Genomic DNA, 15,579 nt, shown 5'->3' with positions numbered 1-15,579 from the left:
CAAAATAAAAGGGCGAGATCATCGATCTCGCCCTTTTCTATTACACTAGTTCTGATTTGCTATCCGTTAAATTCCTGAACCATCCGCTTCTGTGTCGCTGTCTTCGTGTAAACCACACTCACGTTTTAGGCCAAAGAATCTTGTTTCTTCTTCTTTCATCCCCGGTTGCCACTTAACTGTTGTATGGACATCACCGACAGAAAGATAGTCTTGCTCTTTTAATGGGTGATAAGGCAAATCATGCTGTTGTAAATACAGATCGATTTGCTCATTACTCCAATCAATTAATGGCAGGAACTTAAAGCGCCCATTTTGGATCGCTAATACTGGTAATGTTGCACGTGAGCTTGATTGTTCACGACGTAGCCCAGAAAACCATGTTTTCACTTGTAGTTCATCTAATGCTCGGCGCATTGGCTCAACTTTATTAAGCAAATTATATTGCTTAATACCATCAACCCCTTGCAACCACAGTTGGCCATAACGTGCTTCTTGCCATGCGGCGCTTTGTTTTGCGCTGTAAACATGAAGATTAAGCTCTAATCGTTTGGTTAAGCTATCAATAAACTGATACGTTTCAGGAAATAAATACCCCGTATCGGTTAATACCACAGGAATATCTGGTTTTACTGTTGTGACTAAATGCAACATCACAGCAGATTGAATACCAAAACTTGATGCTAATGCAAACCCACCTTCAAGGTTGTCGATAGCCCAGCTTACTCGCTGCTCTGCCGTCATATCCTCCAGCTCGGCATTGATTTCAGCCAGCTGAATAATTTGACTCACTTTAGGCAGCTCAAGTAACTCAGCCAGTTGAAATTTAGCCATAAAAATCTCTCTTTGATACTTTTACTTCATCAATAATGCCTGCGCGAATAGTGAAATCACCAAAGTCTTCACTCTCTTGACGCTCTGTAGACCAACGACCCACTAAGCTATCAATTTCATCCATGATCTGCGCAACAGTAATATTTTCACGGTACATCTTAGGTACACGTGTTCCGTTACGGTTACCGCCTAAATGTAAGTTATAACGACCCGGCGCTTTACCTACGAGGCCAATTTCCGCCAACATCGCACGACCACAGCCATTTGGACAACCCGTGACACGAAGAATGATATTTTCATCATCGTCTAAGCCGTGTTTTTCTAAAATGCCTTCAACATCGGTAACAAATTCAGGTAAGAAACGCTCTGCTTCTGCCATTGCTAACGGACAGGTTGGTAGTGATACACAGGCCATTGAGTTTTTACGCTGCTCACTGACACCATCATCAATCAAGCCATGATCGCGCGCGATCTTCTCGATCTTCTTTTTGTCTTTAGCTAACACACCCGCAACAATTAAGTTTTGGTTAGCCGTCATACGGAAATCACCTTTGTGTACTTTAGCAATTTCAGCAACACCGGTTTTTAACGGCTTGTTTGGGTAATCAAGTAAACGACCGTTTTCAATAAATAGTGCTAGGTGATGCTTACCGTCGATACCTTCAACCCAACCAATGCGATCACCACGATCGGTAAACTCATAAGGTCGGCTGTCTTCAAATTTCACACCCGCACGTTTTTCAACTTCTGCTTTAAATACATCACTACCTACACGGTCTAGCGTATACTTGGTTTTGGCATTCTTACGGTTTGAACGGTTACCCCAATCGCGCTGAGTGGTGACAACTGCCGCTGCCACATCTAATGTTTTCTCTAATGGAATAAAACCAAAGTCATCGGCACGACGAGGATAGGTTGAGTGATCGCCGTGAGTCATTGCTAAGCCACCACCCACTAATACGTTGAAGCCTACTAACTTGCCGTTGTCTGCAATCGCGATAAAGTTAAGATCATTGGCATGCACATCCACATCATTTTGAGGTGGGATCACAACCGTAGTTTTAAATTTACGCGGTAGGTAATTGCTACCTAAAATTGGCTCTTCATCAGTCGTTTCTACCTTTTCACCATCTAACCAAATTTCCGCATAGGCACGGGTTTTAGGTAGCAAGTGCTCACTGATCTTTTTCGCCCACTCATATGCTTCTTGGTGAAGTTCTGATTCTACTGGGTTGGTCGTACATAGAACGTTTCGGTTAACATCACCCGCTGTAGCAATTGAATCGATACCAATACTATTTAGCGTTTGGTGCATCAACTTGATATTAGGTTTTAGTACACCGTGGAACTGGAACGTCTGACGGGTAGTTAAACGAATACTGCCATAAGAAGTATGCTCATCGGCAAACTTATCAATTTCCAACCACTGTTTAGGGGTAATAATACCGCCAGGCATACGTGCACGTAGCATCACGTTATGTAGTGGTTCGAGTTTTTGCTTTGCGCGCTCAGCACGGATATCACGATCATCTTGCTGGTACATACCGTGGAAACGGATCAACTGGAAGTTATCTGCAGTAAAACCACCGGTCATACGATCGCCAAGATCCTGCTCAATAGTTCCGCGAAGAAAATTACTCTCGCGCTTTAGACGTTCGTTATCTGATAATTTTTGATCTGTCATTAGTACACATCCCTTTGATAGCGCTTATCCTTACGCAGATCGTTAAGATACTGCTCAGCCTGCTCGCGCGTTTTATTCCCTTGTTGCTCAATCACTGTGATCAGCGCTTGATGAACATCTTTTGCCATTTGATTAGCATCACCACACACATAAACATGTGCGCCGTCTTGCAGCCACTGCCATACTTGCGCAGCTTGTTCTAAGATCCGGTGCTGAACGTAAACTTTCTCAGCTTGGTCGCGGCTAAATGCCACATCAATCTGATTAACAACCCCATCTTTTAAGTATTTTTGCCACTCAACTTGGTATAAGAAATCTTCTGTGAAGGTACGGTCGCCAAAGAATAACCAGTTTTTACCTTGTGCTTCACGATTATCACGCTCTTGAACAAAGGCGCGGAATGGAGCAATACCAGTACCCGGCCCCACCATGATCACTGGAGTATTATCGTCAGCTGGTAACTTAAAGTTATTGTTAGTTTCAACAAAGACCTTAACTTCAGCGCCTTCTTCTAAACGCTGAGCTAAGAAGCTTGATGCGCCACCTTGACGTTGTTCCTCACCTTGCGCGTATTCAACCACCCCAACAGTTAAGTGAACTTCTTCACCCACTTCTTCTTGGCTTGAAGCAATAGAATATAAACGTGGTGTTAAACGACGAAGTAGACCGATTAATTGCTCTGCGGTTAATGCTGTTTTCTTTTCTGCTAAGACATCAATAATTTGTGTTTTCGCAGAATACTCACGTAGCTTTTCACGATCCGCCACCAGCTTTTCAAGCTTTTTACTACCTGATAACTCAGCGTATTTGGTCACAAACTGTGGATTTGATGCAGTAATTTCATACTTGCTAATCAGCGCATCACGTAGACTTAATGCAGCACCATCAACGTCAACAGAAGTGTCCGCGTCTAAGCCAAGTTTCGCTAAAATAGCATCCACTAATTGTGGGTCATTTTCAAACCACACACCTAGTGCATCGCCCGCTTGATACGTTAAGCCTGAATCTTCTAAATCGATTTCAATATGGCGAACATCTTTACCTGAATCACGGCCAGTAATTTTTTGACTAACCAATAAACTCGCGGTGTAAGGGTTCTGTTTATTGTATGCAGAAACTGCTGCTGGCTTTTGACCAACAGGAAGTTGAACAACTTCAGCTTCACCCGTTGATAAGGTTTCTTTGGTTTTCGCTAATGCTTGTGCACGCCATTCAGAAGCTGGTGCTTCATAATCAACGTCACAATCTAAACGTTCAAGCATTGGCTGCGCGCCAAGTTTAGCTAAGTAGTTATCAAAGTCTTTCGCGGTTTGACAGAAGAACTCATAGCTTGAGTCACCTAAACCAATCACGGCATAGTTAAGATCTGCCAGTTTAGGGGCTTTCTTAGATTGTAAAAATTCATGTAATTCAATAGCATCATCAGGTGCTTCACCTTCGCCATGGGTTGATGCCACGATAATCACGTGGGTTTCCTTAGCGAGGTTTTTACCTTTATAGTCGCCGGCAGAAAACACCTGAACAGCAATATCAGCCGCTTGTGCTTCTTCTTTTAACGCTTCAGCAACACCTTTGGCATTACCGGTTTGCGAGGCATAAATGATGGTGAGTTTACCGGCTGGTTTTGCGGCAGCCAGTACATTATTTTGGGCTGCAGGATCTGCAGCTGATTGAGACTGGGTTTGGCTTAATCCCCAAAAGTAGCCACTGATCCACGCAAGCTGTTGTGGCGATGATTCTGCCGCAGCTTGCTTCAGTTGATCTATTTGCTGATCATTAAGTGGACTGGCTAAAGCCGATAATTCCTTCACTAACATGACACGACGATCCCTATTCATTGCGTACTGTTAGATTAGCCATTTCATTTAATAACAAGAAAGAATAGATAAGAATGTTTTATAACCTTTTTAAAGGTTAAGAAGAAAAGTGAATGCGAAATAATCGTTATTTTACCGTCTAACAATAAGGATTATCTCGCCTTTATTGGTAGGAAATATGATTGGTTTTAGTATTCATCAGCAATTCTAACTTGATGAAATCCAACTTCAAAAGCTTGTTGAGTTGCGCTATCAATATCACTATAGCAACGTTCACTGCCAGCCCCGTCAGTTAAAGGGACTAAGCCACCTCGACGGTGACGAAATTCAACGATATAACCATCACCAATTGAAGGCTCAACCACAGCCTCAACCAGTTCTTGGCTAACATAAAGGTGTTGTAGCTCAGTCAGTGTCATAACCTTACTCCCTATCCTTTGTCACTTTTATTAGCTCAGCATAAAAGATGGAATGTATACACTTAAAAATGGTACAAAAACCTAGAAACAGCCAATAAAAAACCACGACAGTGTCGTGGTTTTTATTAATTCGTTAGCTTAAGAAGGCTTAGAAATCGACTTCAACACCTGCGAACCAACCATTTAGATCAACATCGCCAGTATTCTTCGCTTTATCGAAATCGTAATCCATCATGCGGTAACCACCACGGATGTTTAGATCTGCCGCCACTAAACCGATTGTGTATTTCACACCAGCTTGACCGTCAAATAAACGAGTACCATCATATTTACCCGCATTTGCTTGAGCAAATACTGTTAATGGTGTTGCTGGAATACCGATTTCCGCATTACCGTAAATAGTTGGCTGCCAGTCACTAAAACGATCATCACTGTTTAGCTTCACACTGCCAAATTTAGTCGCAGTAAGACCAAGATCAAGAGAAACTAGATCGTTATCTAGAATTTCGTAGTACGCTGTAAAATCACTTTGTTCAAATGCAACAGTACCAGTATCGATATTGTTGTAACGAACCATAAAGTTAGGAACTAGAGGAATAAAGTGTTCAAAAGATGCGTAGTAAGATGCTGATGTATCATCGCTTTTGTGACCATCAACTTTCGCATTTGCAAACCATGCATCTGCGCCTACTTTAACACCTAAAAGGGTATCTGCCTGTGCTGGAATAGCAGCAGTCATTGCCACTGCCGCTGCTACTGAAAGCATTACTTTTTTCATGTCGAGTCTCCGCTCTTCATTATTAATAATTTTTAAACGGAGAAACTATACCAGAAACCCTAAAAAAACACTGCTCTTATCTATTTACATGGTGGTTTTTAACTAATTTTGCCAGAAATAACCTACTATTATATTTATTGATAATGTTTCATTTAAATACATTTATCAGCAGATTAATAACGACGTGTACGAGATAGACGATCTTTGTATTCTTGTACTTTTTTGTTATCTCTCACCAACCAAATCGCAATAGCAATTAACACGATCCATGGTAATAACTTAATCACTAAACCCAACATGCCAACCACAGCCATGATCGCAAAACCAGCCGCAACAGCTATCATCATGCCAATAATACTCACGCCCGTAAAAACTAACACTAATGCAAACGTCAGCAAAAATAGAAACTCAAACATAACCCTCTCCTTAACCAAGTATTACCTTTCAACGATAAGCTTTTTTATCAAGTTCACAATATAAACCGACAAAGCATGTTGAAAGTGATCCTATTCAATATCGCTATTAAATCTAATTGCACAAATCAAGCCAAGTGGAATAAAAAACAATCACTTTATTTTCAATTAGATACAAAAAAGGCTAACCCGCACGGATTAGCCTTTTGTCTCTGCATTAGCCAAATTCACTTATTTATCGTGAATCTCGCCAACAACAATTTAGCAATTAAACATCTAAGTGCGCAGGAATTTTATCTAACGCCTGCTGAACAACTTCAATGCCAGCACCAGGTTTATGAGCATTTTCACTGATATGTCGACGCCACTGACGTGCACCCGGCATACTTTGGAATAAGCCCAGCATATGACGTGTAATATGTCCTAAGTAAGAACCGTTAGCGAGTTGCTTTTCAATGTATGGATACATAGCTTCAACCACTTCACGACGCTTCATCACAGGGCGTTCACTACCAAATAAACGCTGATCCACTTCCGCCATTAAGTATGGGCTTTGGTACGCTTCACGACCGACCATCACACCATCCATATGTTTCAGGTGTTCTTCCATTTCTTCAAACGTTTTAATGCCACCATTGATTGCCATGGTTAAATGCGCAAAATCTTGCTTTAGTTGGTAAACACGTGGGTAGTCTAGTGGCGGAATTTCACGGTTTTCTTTCGGGCTTAAACCACTAAGCCATGCTTTACGCGCGTGAATAGTAAAGTTATCACAACCGCCTTTCTCTGATACCACGTGGATAAAATCTTTTAAAAACTCGTAAGAATCTTGATCATCAATACCAATACGGGTTTTTACCGTCACAGGAATATCAACCACATCACGCATCGCAGTGACACACTGCGCTACCAACTCGGCTTCACCCATTAGACAAGCACCAAACATACCGTTTTGTACACGATCAGACGGGCAGCCCACGTTTAGGTTAATTTCATCGTAGCCACGCTCTTGCGCTAACTTAGCACAACGCGCCAAATCAATCGGGTTTGAACCACCCAGTTGAAGCGCCAATGGATGCTCTTCTTCGTTATACGCTAAGAAATCGCCCTTACCGTGAATAATCGCGCCTGTTGTCACCATCTCGGTATACAACAATGCTTCTTTACTCATTAAACGGTGAAAGTAGCGACAATGACGATCAGTCCAATCCAGCATCGGTGCGACAGAAAAACGCTGCATTGGAAAATCGCCTGTAACACTTTGAGTTGACAAGTTATTTTTCATTGTCTCGTCTACAACATTTGTCATATTAATACCTTGTTTGGATTGGTTTACGTTTAAATTCAGAACTTTACTCCCCTCACTACGTAATATCTAAAAGATACGATCGCTAAATACTTAACTGATGTGGCTTGAGGTATATTCTGAAGAAAGCGGATTCTACATTAAAACGTAGTTAAGCCAAAGCAGAAGCATTAGAGTGAAAGCCAGAACGTACTCACACCGTGCTCGTATACCTTTATTTCAAAGCATTCTAGAAAAGTAGCTCCGTGTTTTTTCATAAATATTATGTAAAAACTCTTCTTTCTCTTATCTATATAGCAGTATCCAATAATCTATTTCGAATATATCGACAAAAAAGACTGTACAAAAAGTAAACACCTGTTATTATCCGTCTCGCTCTGTTGTTTAGAGAGTTATTAAATGCGGCACCAAGTCACAGTTAAACCTTCAGCTACATCAACGTTTTCGTTTTGTACTTCAGTGTTTCCCTTGTTTTGGCAGTATCATTAATAATTTAACCACTTAGCACATCGCATTTTAGCGGTTAATTAATCACATTTATAAGGGGCATCACATGTCTAACAAAACTACTGGTTTAGTAAAATGGTTTAACGAAGAGAAAGGTTTTGGTTTCATTACTCAAGACAACGGCGGTGCTGACGTATTCGTTCACTTCCGTGCTATCGCTTCTGAAGGTTTCAAAACTCTTGCTGAAGGCCAAAAAGTGTCTTTTGAAGTAGAGCAAGGCCAAAAAGGTCTTCAAGCTGCAAACGTTGTAGCTCTATAATTTATCTTTTTTGATAAATGAAAAAATGCTGGCTAAGGCCGGCATTTTTTATACCTGCAATTTAACAACCCTCGCTAACATCTCCCTACTATCCCCAACTTCTGATATACCTCTGAATAACTACACCCAAATCCAAGAAAAGCTCGGTTAAAGCCACAGCAATAGTATTTACTCTCCCTTCTTTTCTTACCTTTATCTTGCACTCTTAATTATTACCAATTAGTAATAATCTTTTGTGTTTTATAGCATTGTTGCTTTTGGTGTAATTATTAATAATACATCCATCGAAACGCACAAGGCGTTTACAAACATAAAGACACAAGGTTTTATTACTCATGAAAACAGTTATTAAAGCAACTATCGCAGCCGCTATCATCGCTATGTCTTACAACGCTTCAGCTAAAGATGGTGCGTTCACAGGTAATGTTCAATTTCAAAAAGCAGCGGCTAGCACTATGAATGCAGCTCACTACCAAAAACAAGGTACTGCAGAGCGTTCACACTCAGGAGTGGTATTCACACAATCAGCATCACAACTTACCTTTGCTGAAAAGCTACTGTCTGCTGCTGATAAATAAGCCGCTGATATCGGCAAGTAACATCCCATTTTAATTATTACGTTTACGTAATAGTGGTTAACTTTTCATTTTATTGTTTATTTCCGGTAAGTGAGCTGTTGTTGGCATCAACACCAACAATAACCATAAAGATTTGGTGCCGATAACACTCACTTTGCTATTCACACTCTGTAAAAAATTCCGGCTTATGGCGCACGCGGTAAGCCAACATAAATTACTTAATATTATCGGAGCTTTATTATGAGCAATGTCTTCTACATGCCACCTGTAACACTAATGGGTCCTAATGCTATTCAATCTTTAGGTGCTGAACTTGCCTCAAAAGAGCTGAAAAAAGCCCTAATCGTGACAGACAGTGTATTAGTTGAAGTGGGTTTAGTGAGCAAACTAACTGACGAGCTTACTGCGCACGGCCTTGATTACACTATTTACGGTGGTGTGCAACCAAACCCAACTGAGAAAAACATTGAAGATGGCCTAGCGCTACTCGCAAGCAGCCATTCTGATTTTGTGATTTCATTCGGTGGTGGTTCATCACACGATACCGCTAAAGGTATTGCATTGGTGGCAGCAAACGGTGGTCACATTCGTGATTACTCGAAAGGTGTACACCTTTCTAAAAAGCCACAGCTTCCATTGGTAACCGTGAACACAACAGCAGGTACTGCTTCAGAAATGACCGTATTTGCGATCATCACTAACCAAGAAGATGAAACCAAATACCCAGTGGTTGATAAGCACTTCACGCCAATTATTGCAGTGAACGATTCAGAGCTAATGGTCGCAATGCCTAAGTTCCTAACTGCTGCAACCGGTATGGATGCATTAACGCACGCCGTTGAAGCCTATGTTTCAACAGCTGCTACACCCATCACTGATGCATCTGCCATTAAAGCGATTGAGCTGATTGTAAACAACCTAGAAACCGCTGTTAACGACGGTCAAAACCGCGAAGCACGTGATGCAATGCAGTACGGCGAGTACCTTGCTGGTATGGCATTTTCAAATGCATCTTTAGGTTACGTTCACTCAATGGCGCACCAATTAGGTGGTGTTTACGACCTGGCTCACGGCCTATGTAACGCGATTCTATTGGCAGAAGTTTCGCGCTTTAACGCCAAACAAGTACCAGAGCGTTTTGTTGATATTGCGAAAGCAATGGGTATCGACACAGCAGCAATGACCCAAGAGCAAGCAGTAAATGCAGCCCTTGAAGCGATTGATGCACTTTCTGAAAAAGTAGGTACTAAGCAACGCCTAGCAGATTTAGGTGTAACTGAAGACAAGCTAGCGTTCATGGCGCAAAACGCCCTAAACGATGCATGTTCTTTAACTAACCCACGCAAAGCGAGCCTAGAAGAAATCGTAGAAATCTTTAAAGCACGCATGTAATTAGCAACAGCTATAAAAAGGCTGGGAGATCCCAGCCTTTTTTATAACGAATAACGAAAAAGCTAACCGCTGAACGACGCTGGCTTTTTGTTAACTCATCTATTTCGAGAGTAAAGAAATGACAGAAAATATTATCGTTGAGATCAGTAATCACAGAAGTTCGCCAAAGAAAGTCTCCGTAAAAGCCTATTGCAATGACAATCAGAAATTACCAAGTGCGGTGATCATTTCATTAGAACAATATGAATCTGCCGGATTAACTCAATCTTTAACGCAGCTTCTTAATAAGAGCAAAAGCCAAAATATTATGGATAAGTGCAAAGCCTTACTTAGCTATATTGCCGATGGTGCAACCATTCGAATGAATTGCTATAGCAGATAAAAAGACCGCCTTGATGAGCGGTCTTTCCGTGTATTCACGAGCAACACACCAACCCTAACTTCTGCAGTATCTCTGAGTAACTACGCCCGAGGTTTAACAGCACCCGACTATCTTAATATCGTGACTCATTCACACACCAGCCACGATACTTACCACCTTGCCACCCACCCAAAACCCCTCTAAAATAAACTGTATATATATACAGTATTTTTGGCCATGATTACACTTAACACTTACGTACAGGCGGGGATCACCGGCTTTGAAAACCCCACTATCCGCTTTCGCAAAAAATCGCTAAACCTACAAACCATGTTTGTACACAGCCATTCATCTATGCGGATAATGAGCGCCGATAACACCTACAAAAAGCTAGGGATCGCAAAAGGCGATTGGCTACTCATAGACAGTGCCTTACAACCCCTAAACAGCGATCTTGTTGTATTTGAACAACACGGTGACAACCATATCGCACGTTGGAACCTGCTATGCCAACACATTGCCGCATCAGGCAAAGAGTGGGACGACTTACACGTAATAGGCGTGATCACCCTTTCTATCCATCACTTCAGGCAACCGCCGTTATTACCATGGCACCATGACTTAACCGAACTCGACCTACACCAACTGGTGATCACCCAAGAGCATTCCACCATCTTGTGCCGTGCGGCTGGGCTTTCAATGCTGCCCTACATTTGGGACCACGACATACTGGTATTAGAGCGCCACCTAAACCCCGAGAACGAAGACGTTATCGTACTTTCATTAAACAACGATCTTGTTGTAAAGCGCGTAAACCTACACAGCAGAACCCTGTATTCAGATAACCCCAGCTTTAAGCCACAAAAAATAAACCAAGACGACTACACCCGCTTACACGGCGTAGTGCGTTACAGCCTACGATTACACCGCCCTGTTACCTTATGATTTGCTTACTTGATGGCACCCGCTTTTACGCCGAATCTTGCATTACCTACAAGCCAGCCCTGAGAAATACCCCGTTATTAGTAACAGCAGGCCAAGGGATCTCCATTGCCGCTAACCGTGCTTGCACTAACATCGGGATTTCAAAATTCACCCCGATATGGGAAGAAATAGACCGCTTACGGGTACACAAAGGCATTGTGTATAAAGCCAACTTCAACACCTTTTCTCACCATTCAGATCGCTTTATGACAGCCCTTGAAAAACACATACAAGGTGCCCGTTCCATGCGCTACAGCGTTGATGAAGTGTTTTACGATGTGAGCCACCTACACCAAATCAACGTCGATCTGAATAAACACGTAAAAGCCTTACGCAAAGCCATTTACAAAGAAACCGGTGTACCGACAGGCGCTGGTGTAGGCAAAACCCTGACCTTGGCCAAAGTCGCCTCGTGGGCGGCGAAGAACTGCCAACCTTACCAGGGACAATGTGTATTAATAAGCGAGAAAGAAACCGATGCGGTTTTAAAACAAATGCCCGTAGGTAAACTTTGGAACATAGGCAGACAACTGAATAAACACCTGACACAAGAAGGCATTTTAACCGCCTACCAACTAAAACAATGTGACACAAAAACCTATCACAAACGGTATTCCATCAACGTGGCTAACGTGATTTCAGAGCTTAATGGCATCGCCTGTTTAGACATTTCCGTTGAGCGAGAAAAGAAAAAACAGATATGGTCTACCGCTTCCTACCGTGATCGCCTACACCACCGAGACGACCTTTTTGCCGAATTGGCTCACCACTGCGCAGAAGTGATGCGCAAAATACGCGATCAAAAAAGCGAGATGAAAACCCTTTCCGTATTTGTCAGCACCTCAAAATACGACCGTTGCCCACCGTTTTATCGCCGTGGTGAACTGACACTCGAAAACGGCCTGACCGATACTAGTTTTGCCCTGCAACAATTGCGCGCCTTATTCGATGATTTGATCCCCGACAACCTTGCCAAGCAACCGATATACAAAGTGGGCGTAGGAGCCCCAAACCTGATTGATGCCGAAGTAAAACAGTTCGAGTTATTTAACCGCTTTGATAACAAGACACCTTAAACAACACCCTAGACCAACTAAGCGATCGCTTTGGTAAAGGCGTGATCGGTTTTGCATGCCAGCAACGCAGCTACCACGAACGACAGGGAGAAATAGAAATGTTAGAGCTAGAGAACTACTACACCGACATTAAAGACATTGTGGTGGTGAAGTGTGTTTAGTGGGAAGGATATACAATTTATTACAAATGACAGTTAAAAGACTGCCATGGTGGGCGGTCTTTTTGTATCTTGGCGTTACCGCATATCGGTTCGATTTAGATACATAATTTTGATCATGATGAAAAACGTAAAGCTTACCTGTAAATATCCAGTTCACTTTAGATTCATGAATAGTGTTGTCTAATAGACTACGAGAGATTTTCCTCCTTTATCTCTCTACCCGCCAGCCTAGGATGGGCGGTGGGTTTGCTTTTCTATGCCACACTACGAAAAAGCCGCCTAATTTAAGGCGGTATTTTCGTTAAATAACTTCATACGGTACGTATAGAATTATCGCTATTACAGATGTTACGGAGCTGACATTTTTGGTCATTACTCATTCCTTTTAAAAAGATATTCATCGTAACCACCATAATCCACCTAATATATCTCCAAAACTTCCCGGAAATTTAACGTTCATACGTACGCATAATTTTCACATGTGAAAATTTCGTATGCGAAGCTCGAAACGTCACAAGTAGTTGCATCGCGGCTTTACACACGAAAGCGCTTTAACGTAAGGGTATTGTCGCAACACAAAATTAAGCGTATTCACCATATCCAACACGCTTGGATTGCATTCACGTAGTTGGGTATAGAGTTGATGCAGACGTTTATCAATAAAGTAATCGCGTGCTCTCATTAAACAAGCCCGAATCTCACACGCTTACAATAGACCATCAGTTATTTATGAAGTCATAAATACAAAGAACTATTTCAGCAATGATTTTGAAGTCGCCAATATAATAATTACCGAACTATCATAAAATCAGGGTTGTGGCTTAGCGAGTGTTACTCTGAGATCCTTCTGCGTTTTGGTAGCTTTTGGTAGCTTTTGGTAAAAGACTTACCAAAAGCTACCAAAGAGTATATTTGAGTTATCTCTTTACCAAATAGCAAAAGGGCGTTGAAGTTTCCTTCAACGCCCTTTTTTAAATTCTTTAAACACTTATTTGATTTGCGCTTTGTACATAGAAGCGAAAACAGGAGTGTATAAGCTAACAACTTTGTTAATGATACGTGACATTGTGAATTCCTTAATAAAGCAAGTTTTTTATAATGTACAACCTTGCCTAAACACAGTATTTATAAGGCGTAGGTCGCGTTTCGATGTGGGGCATTATAGGAGTTTAATCGGCTTTTAAAAGTGAGAAATAATATTATTTTTGATTAGTTTTTCTAATGCAAAAGTTACATAAAAAAACCAGTGATAACCATTCATTAAATCCGAATAAATCCTCATTAATTGCTCTTGTTTATGGGTGGTTGAGTAACGTCGGCAGAGAACAGAATAATGTCGCCTACTTCAGCAAAGTATTTGTTGCCGATATCTACGGCTTATTTATCAGCGGCAGACAGTAACTTTCCAGCAAAGGTAAGTTGTGATGCTGATTGTGTAAACACCACACCTGAGTGTGAACGCACCATCTTTAGCTGAAGCGTTGTAAGACATAACGATGATAGCGGCTGCGATAGTTGCTTTAATAACTGTTTTCATGAGTAATAAAACCTTGTGTCTTTATGTTTGTGAACGCCTTGTGCGTTTCGATGGGTGTATTATTGATAATTACAAAAAAACAACAATACAGAAAAAAAACAAAAGATTATTACTATATGGTAACTATAAGTAGGCAAACTTAATCAGTCCTCCATCTTTGTGCTTAACTCCACTATTCCTTGCTGCGTATAAACGATGATTAACACTTAAAAGGAATGTTTCGAGTCACCGCAAGCATCAATGAAAAAAATCAGTGCTAACTGATTCTTATTGCTATTATTACGTGATCCTCTACACGAAACACTACAGCTTATTGCAGCTTAATTGCTAAGTTACGATATGTTTCAAATAGGCTGTGATAAAATAAAACGGTTATTGTAGTTTTTTGAGGTTTTATGGCGGATCAAGCCCAATTATTAACAAAGGCGCAGCGACTCTGTGAAGAGCGAGGCGTTCGACTTACGCCACAGCGCTTAAAAGTATTGGCGTTGATCATTGAGCACCATAGCTCAATCAGCGCTTATGAGTTATTGGATCAACTCAAAATTTCAGAACCACAAGCAAAGCCGCCAACGATTTACCGAGCTTTAGATTTTCTCTTAGCACAAGGTTTTGTTCACAAAGTGGAGTCCACAAATAGCTATATTGCTTGCTGTGTACTAGGACATGCCGATCACTGTTCGCAGTTATTGATTTGTGATGAGTGTGGCAGTGTTGAAGAGTGTCATGATGATGAGTTAGCCAAACTGCTTCGTCAAAAATCAGAAAAACTTGGTTTTAAGATTAATCATCATGTTGTTGAAAGCCATGGTATTTGTGAAAAATGCCAAGGTAATAAACCTATTATTTAACCTACAACGAAAAGTCTTACAATTATGCGCGCAGAATTTATAAACCCTTTTCTTGCATCTCTGATTAATGTGCTTAACACCATGGCATCGATGCCAATGACACCACAAAAGCCAAGACTAAAGAAAGATGAAATTGCGCGTGGTGATGTATCTGGCTTAATAGGTATGATTGGCCCAAAAACTAAAGGGTCAATGTCAATCACGTTTGAGCAAGATCTAGCTCTTGAAATCATGCAACGCATGCTCGGTGAACGTCCAGCAGGCATTAATGAAGATGTAACTGATATGGTTGGTGAAATTACTAATATGGTAACAGGTGGTGCAAAACGTGCGTTGGCTGAAAATGGCTATGACTTTGATATGGCAACACCTGCAGTTGTTTCTGGTAAAGGCCATACCATTACCCATAAATGTGATAATGCGATCATCTTAATGCCATTTGATTCTGATTATGGCAAAGCCTATATCGAAATTTGTTTCGATTGATATCGTCTTTTCCAATGAAACTATACCGTTAATTACACGATAAATTCTTTGCTTTTCTTAACGCTATCTATTTCTTTATTAAGTCTTTTATTAATAATCCTATTCTTAAATAAAAGACTACTCTCCGCTCTTTTTTCGA

The 15,579-nt window shown here is 41.2% G+C and carries 16 protein-coding genes; 8 read left to right on the top strand and 8 right to left on the bottom strand.

Annotation, left to right across the window (positions count from 1 at the left end; genetic code table 11):
* Positions 1-66 precede the first annotated feature (66 nt).
* The 7 genes from CTN01_RS21120 to dusA all read right to left on the bottom strand — a co-directional run bounded on the left by CTN01_RS21120 (position 67) and on the right by dusA (position 7,227).
* Complete coding sequence (locus tag CTN01_RS21120) at positions 67-831, bottom strand: phosphoadenylyl-sulfate reductase (RefSeq protein WP_045150524.1); 765 nt, start codon at positions 829-831, stop codon at positions 67-69.
* Complete coding sequence (gene cysI / locus CTN01_RS21115) at positions 824-2,515, bottom strand: assimilatory sulfite reductase (NADPH) hemoprotein subunit (protein ID WP_107188525.1); 1,692 nt, start codon at positions 2,513-2,515, stop codon at positions 824-826. Before cysI ends, CTN01_RS21120 begins: the two co-directional genes overlap by 8 nt.
* Complete coding sequence (locus CTN01_RS21110) at positions 2,515-4,332, bottom strand: assimilatory sulfite reductase (NADPH) flavoprotein subunit (protein WP_107188524.1); 1,818 nt, start codon at positions 4,330-4,332, stop codon at positions 2,515-2,517. The genes cysI and CTN01_RS21110 overlap by 1 nt, the downstream gene beginning before the upstream one ends.
* A 188-nt stretch (positions 4,333-4,520) precedes the next feature.
* On the bottom strand, positions 4,521-4,751 hold the full coding sequence (locus tag CTN01_RS21105; RefSeq protein WP_005372743.1) for a hypothetical protein: 231 nt from the start codon (positions 4,749-4,751) through the stop codon (positions 4,521-4,523).
* A gap of 148 nt (positions 4,752-4,899) precedes the next feature.
* Entirely contained in the window at positions 4,900-5,529 is a 630-nt protein-coding gene (locus tag CTN01_RS21100) for a TIGR04219 family outer membrane beta-barrel protein (protein ID WP_045082520.1), read from the bottom strand.
* 173 nt (positions 5,530-5,702) lie between these two features.
* Positions 5,703-5,945 (bottom strand): envelope stress response protein PspG, encoded by a 243-nt coding sequence (pspG, locus tag CTN01_RS21095; protein WP_045131095.1) that lies wholly within the window; start codon positions 5,943-5,945, stop codon positions 5,703-5,705.
* Between the two features lie 265 nt (positions 5,946-6,210).
* Positions 6,211-7,227 carry a tRNA dihydrouridine(20/20a) synthase DusA gene (dusA, locus tag CTN01_RS21090; protein WP_086000659.1) on the bottom strand — a complete coding sequence of 339 codons (1,017 nt, stop codon included), beginning with the start codon at positions 7,225-7,227 and terminating at the stop codon, positions 6,211-6,213.
* Positions 7,228-7,801: 574 nt separating this feature from the next.
* Between dusA and cspE the strand changes: the two genes are divergently transcribed.
* The 6 genes from cspE to CTN01_RS21060 all read left to right on the top strand — a co-directional run bounded on the left by cspE (position 7,802) and on the right by CTN01_RS21060 (position 12,405).
* A complete protein-coding gene (gene cspE, locus CTN01_RS21085) occupies positions 7,802-8,014 on the top strand; it encodes a transcription antiterminator/RNA stability regulator CspE (RefSeq protein ID WP_005372751.1) in 213 nt (70 codons plus the stop codon).
* Between the two features lie 335 nt (positions 8,015-8,349).
* Positions 8,350-8,592: a hypothetical protein gene (locus CTN01_RS21080; RefSeq protein ID WP_045085049.1), complete on the top strand. Its 243-nt coding sequence runs from the start codon at positions 8,350-8,352 to the stop codon at positions 8,590-8,592.
* Between the two features lie 240 nt (positions 8,593-8,832).
* Positions 8,833-9,984, top strand: coding sequence for an iron-containing alcohol dehydrogenase (locus CTN01_RS21075; RefSeq protein ID WP_045150649.1), 1,152 nt, complete (start codon positions 8,833-8,835; stop codon positions 9,982-9,984).
* Between the two features lie 118 nt (positions 9,985-10,102).
* Complete coding sequence (locus CTN01_RS21070) at positions 10,103-10,366, top strand: hypothetical protein (RefSeq protein ID WP_045084868.1); 264 nt, start codon at positions 10,103-10,105, stop codon at positions 10,364-10,366.
* A gap of 216 nt (positions 10,367-10,582) precedes the next feature.
* Positions 10,583-11,290: a S24 family peptidase gene (locus tag CTN01_RS21065; protein WP_005372765.1), complete on the top strand. Its 708-nt coding sequence runs from the start codon at positions 10,583-10,585 to the stop codon at positions 11,288-11,290.
* The gene (locus tag CTN01_RS21060; RefSeq protein ID WP_249033687.1) at positions 11,287-12,405 is read left to right on the top strand and encodes a Y-family DNA polymerase; all 1,119 of its coding nucleotides are present in this window, start codon (positions 11,287-11,289) and stop codon (positions 12,403-12,405) included. The genes CTN01_RS21065 and CTN01_RS21060 overlap by 4 nt, the downstream gene beginning before the upstream one ends.
* A gap of 1,545 nt (positions 12,406-13,950) precedes the next feature.
* On the opposite strand, the gene CTN01_RS22835 is transcribed toward CTN01_RS21060, so the two are convergent.
* Positions 13,951-14,103, bottom strand: coding sequence for a hypothetical protein (locus CTN01_RS22835; RefSeq protein ID WP_162184268.1), 153 nt, complete (start codon positions 14,101-14,103; stop codon positions 13,951-13,953).
* Between the two features lie 395 nt (positions 14,104-14,498).
* Between CTN01_RS22835 and zur the strand changes: the two genes are divergently transcribed.
* Positions 14,499-14,954: a zinc uptake transcriptional repressor Zur gene (gene zur / locus CTN01_RS21055; protein ID WP_005372775.1), complete on the top strand. Its 456-nt coding sequence runs from the start codon at positions 14,499-14,501 to the stop codon at positions 14,952-14,954.
* A 24-nt stretch (positions 14,955-14,978) separates the two neighbouring features.
* A complete protein-coding gene (locus tag CTN01_RS21050) occupies positions 14,979-15,440 on the top strand; it encodes a chemotaxis protein CheX (RefSeq protein WP_005372777.1) in 462 nt (153 codons plus the stop codon).
* Positions 15,441-15,579: the final 139 nt, after the last annotated feature.

Source organism: Photobacterium angustum, assembly GCF_003026365.1.
Lineage (GTDB): Bacteria > Pseudomonadota > Gammaproteobacteria > Enterobacterales > Vibrionaceae > Photobacterium > Photobacterium angustum.
The sequence above is the reverse complement of the archived record's forward strand: the minus strand, read 5'-3'. Positions and strand labels throughout refer to the sequence as shown.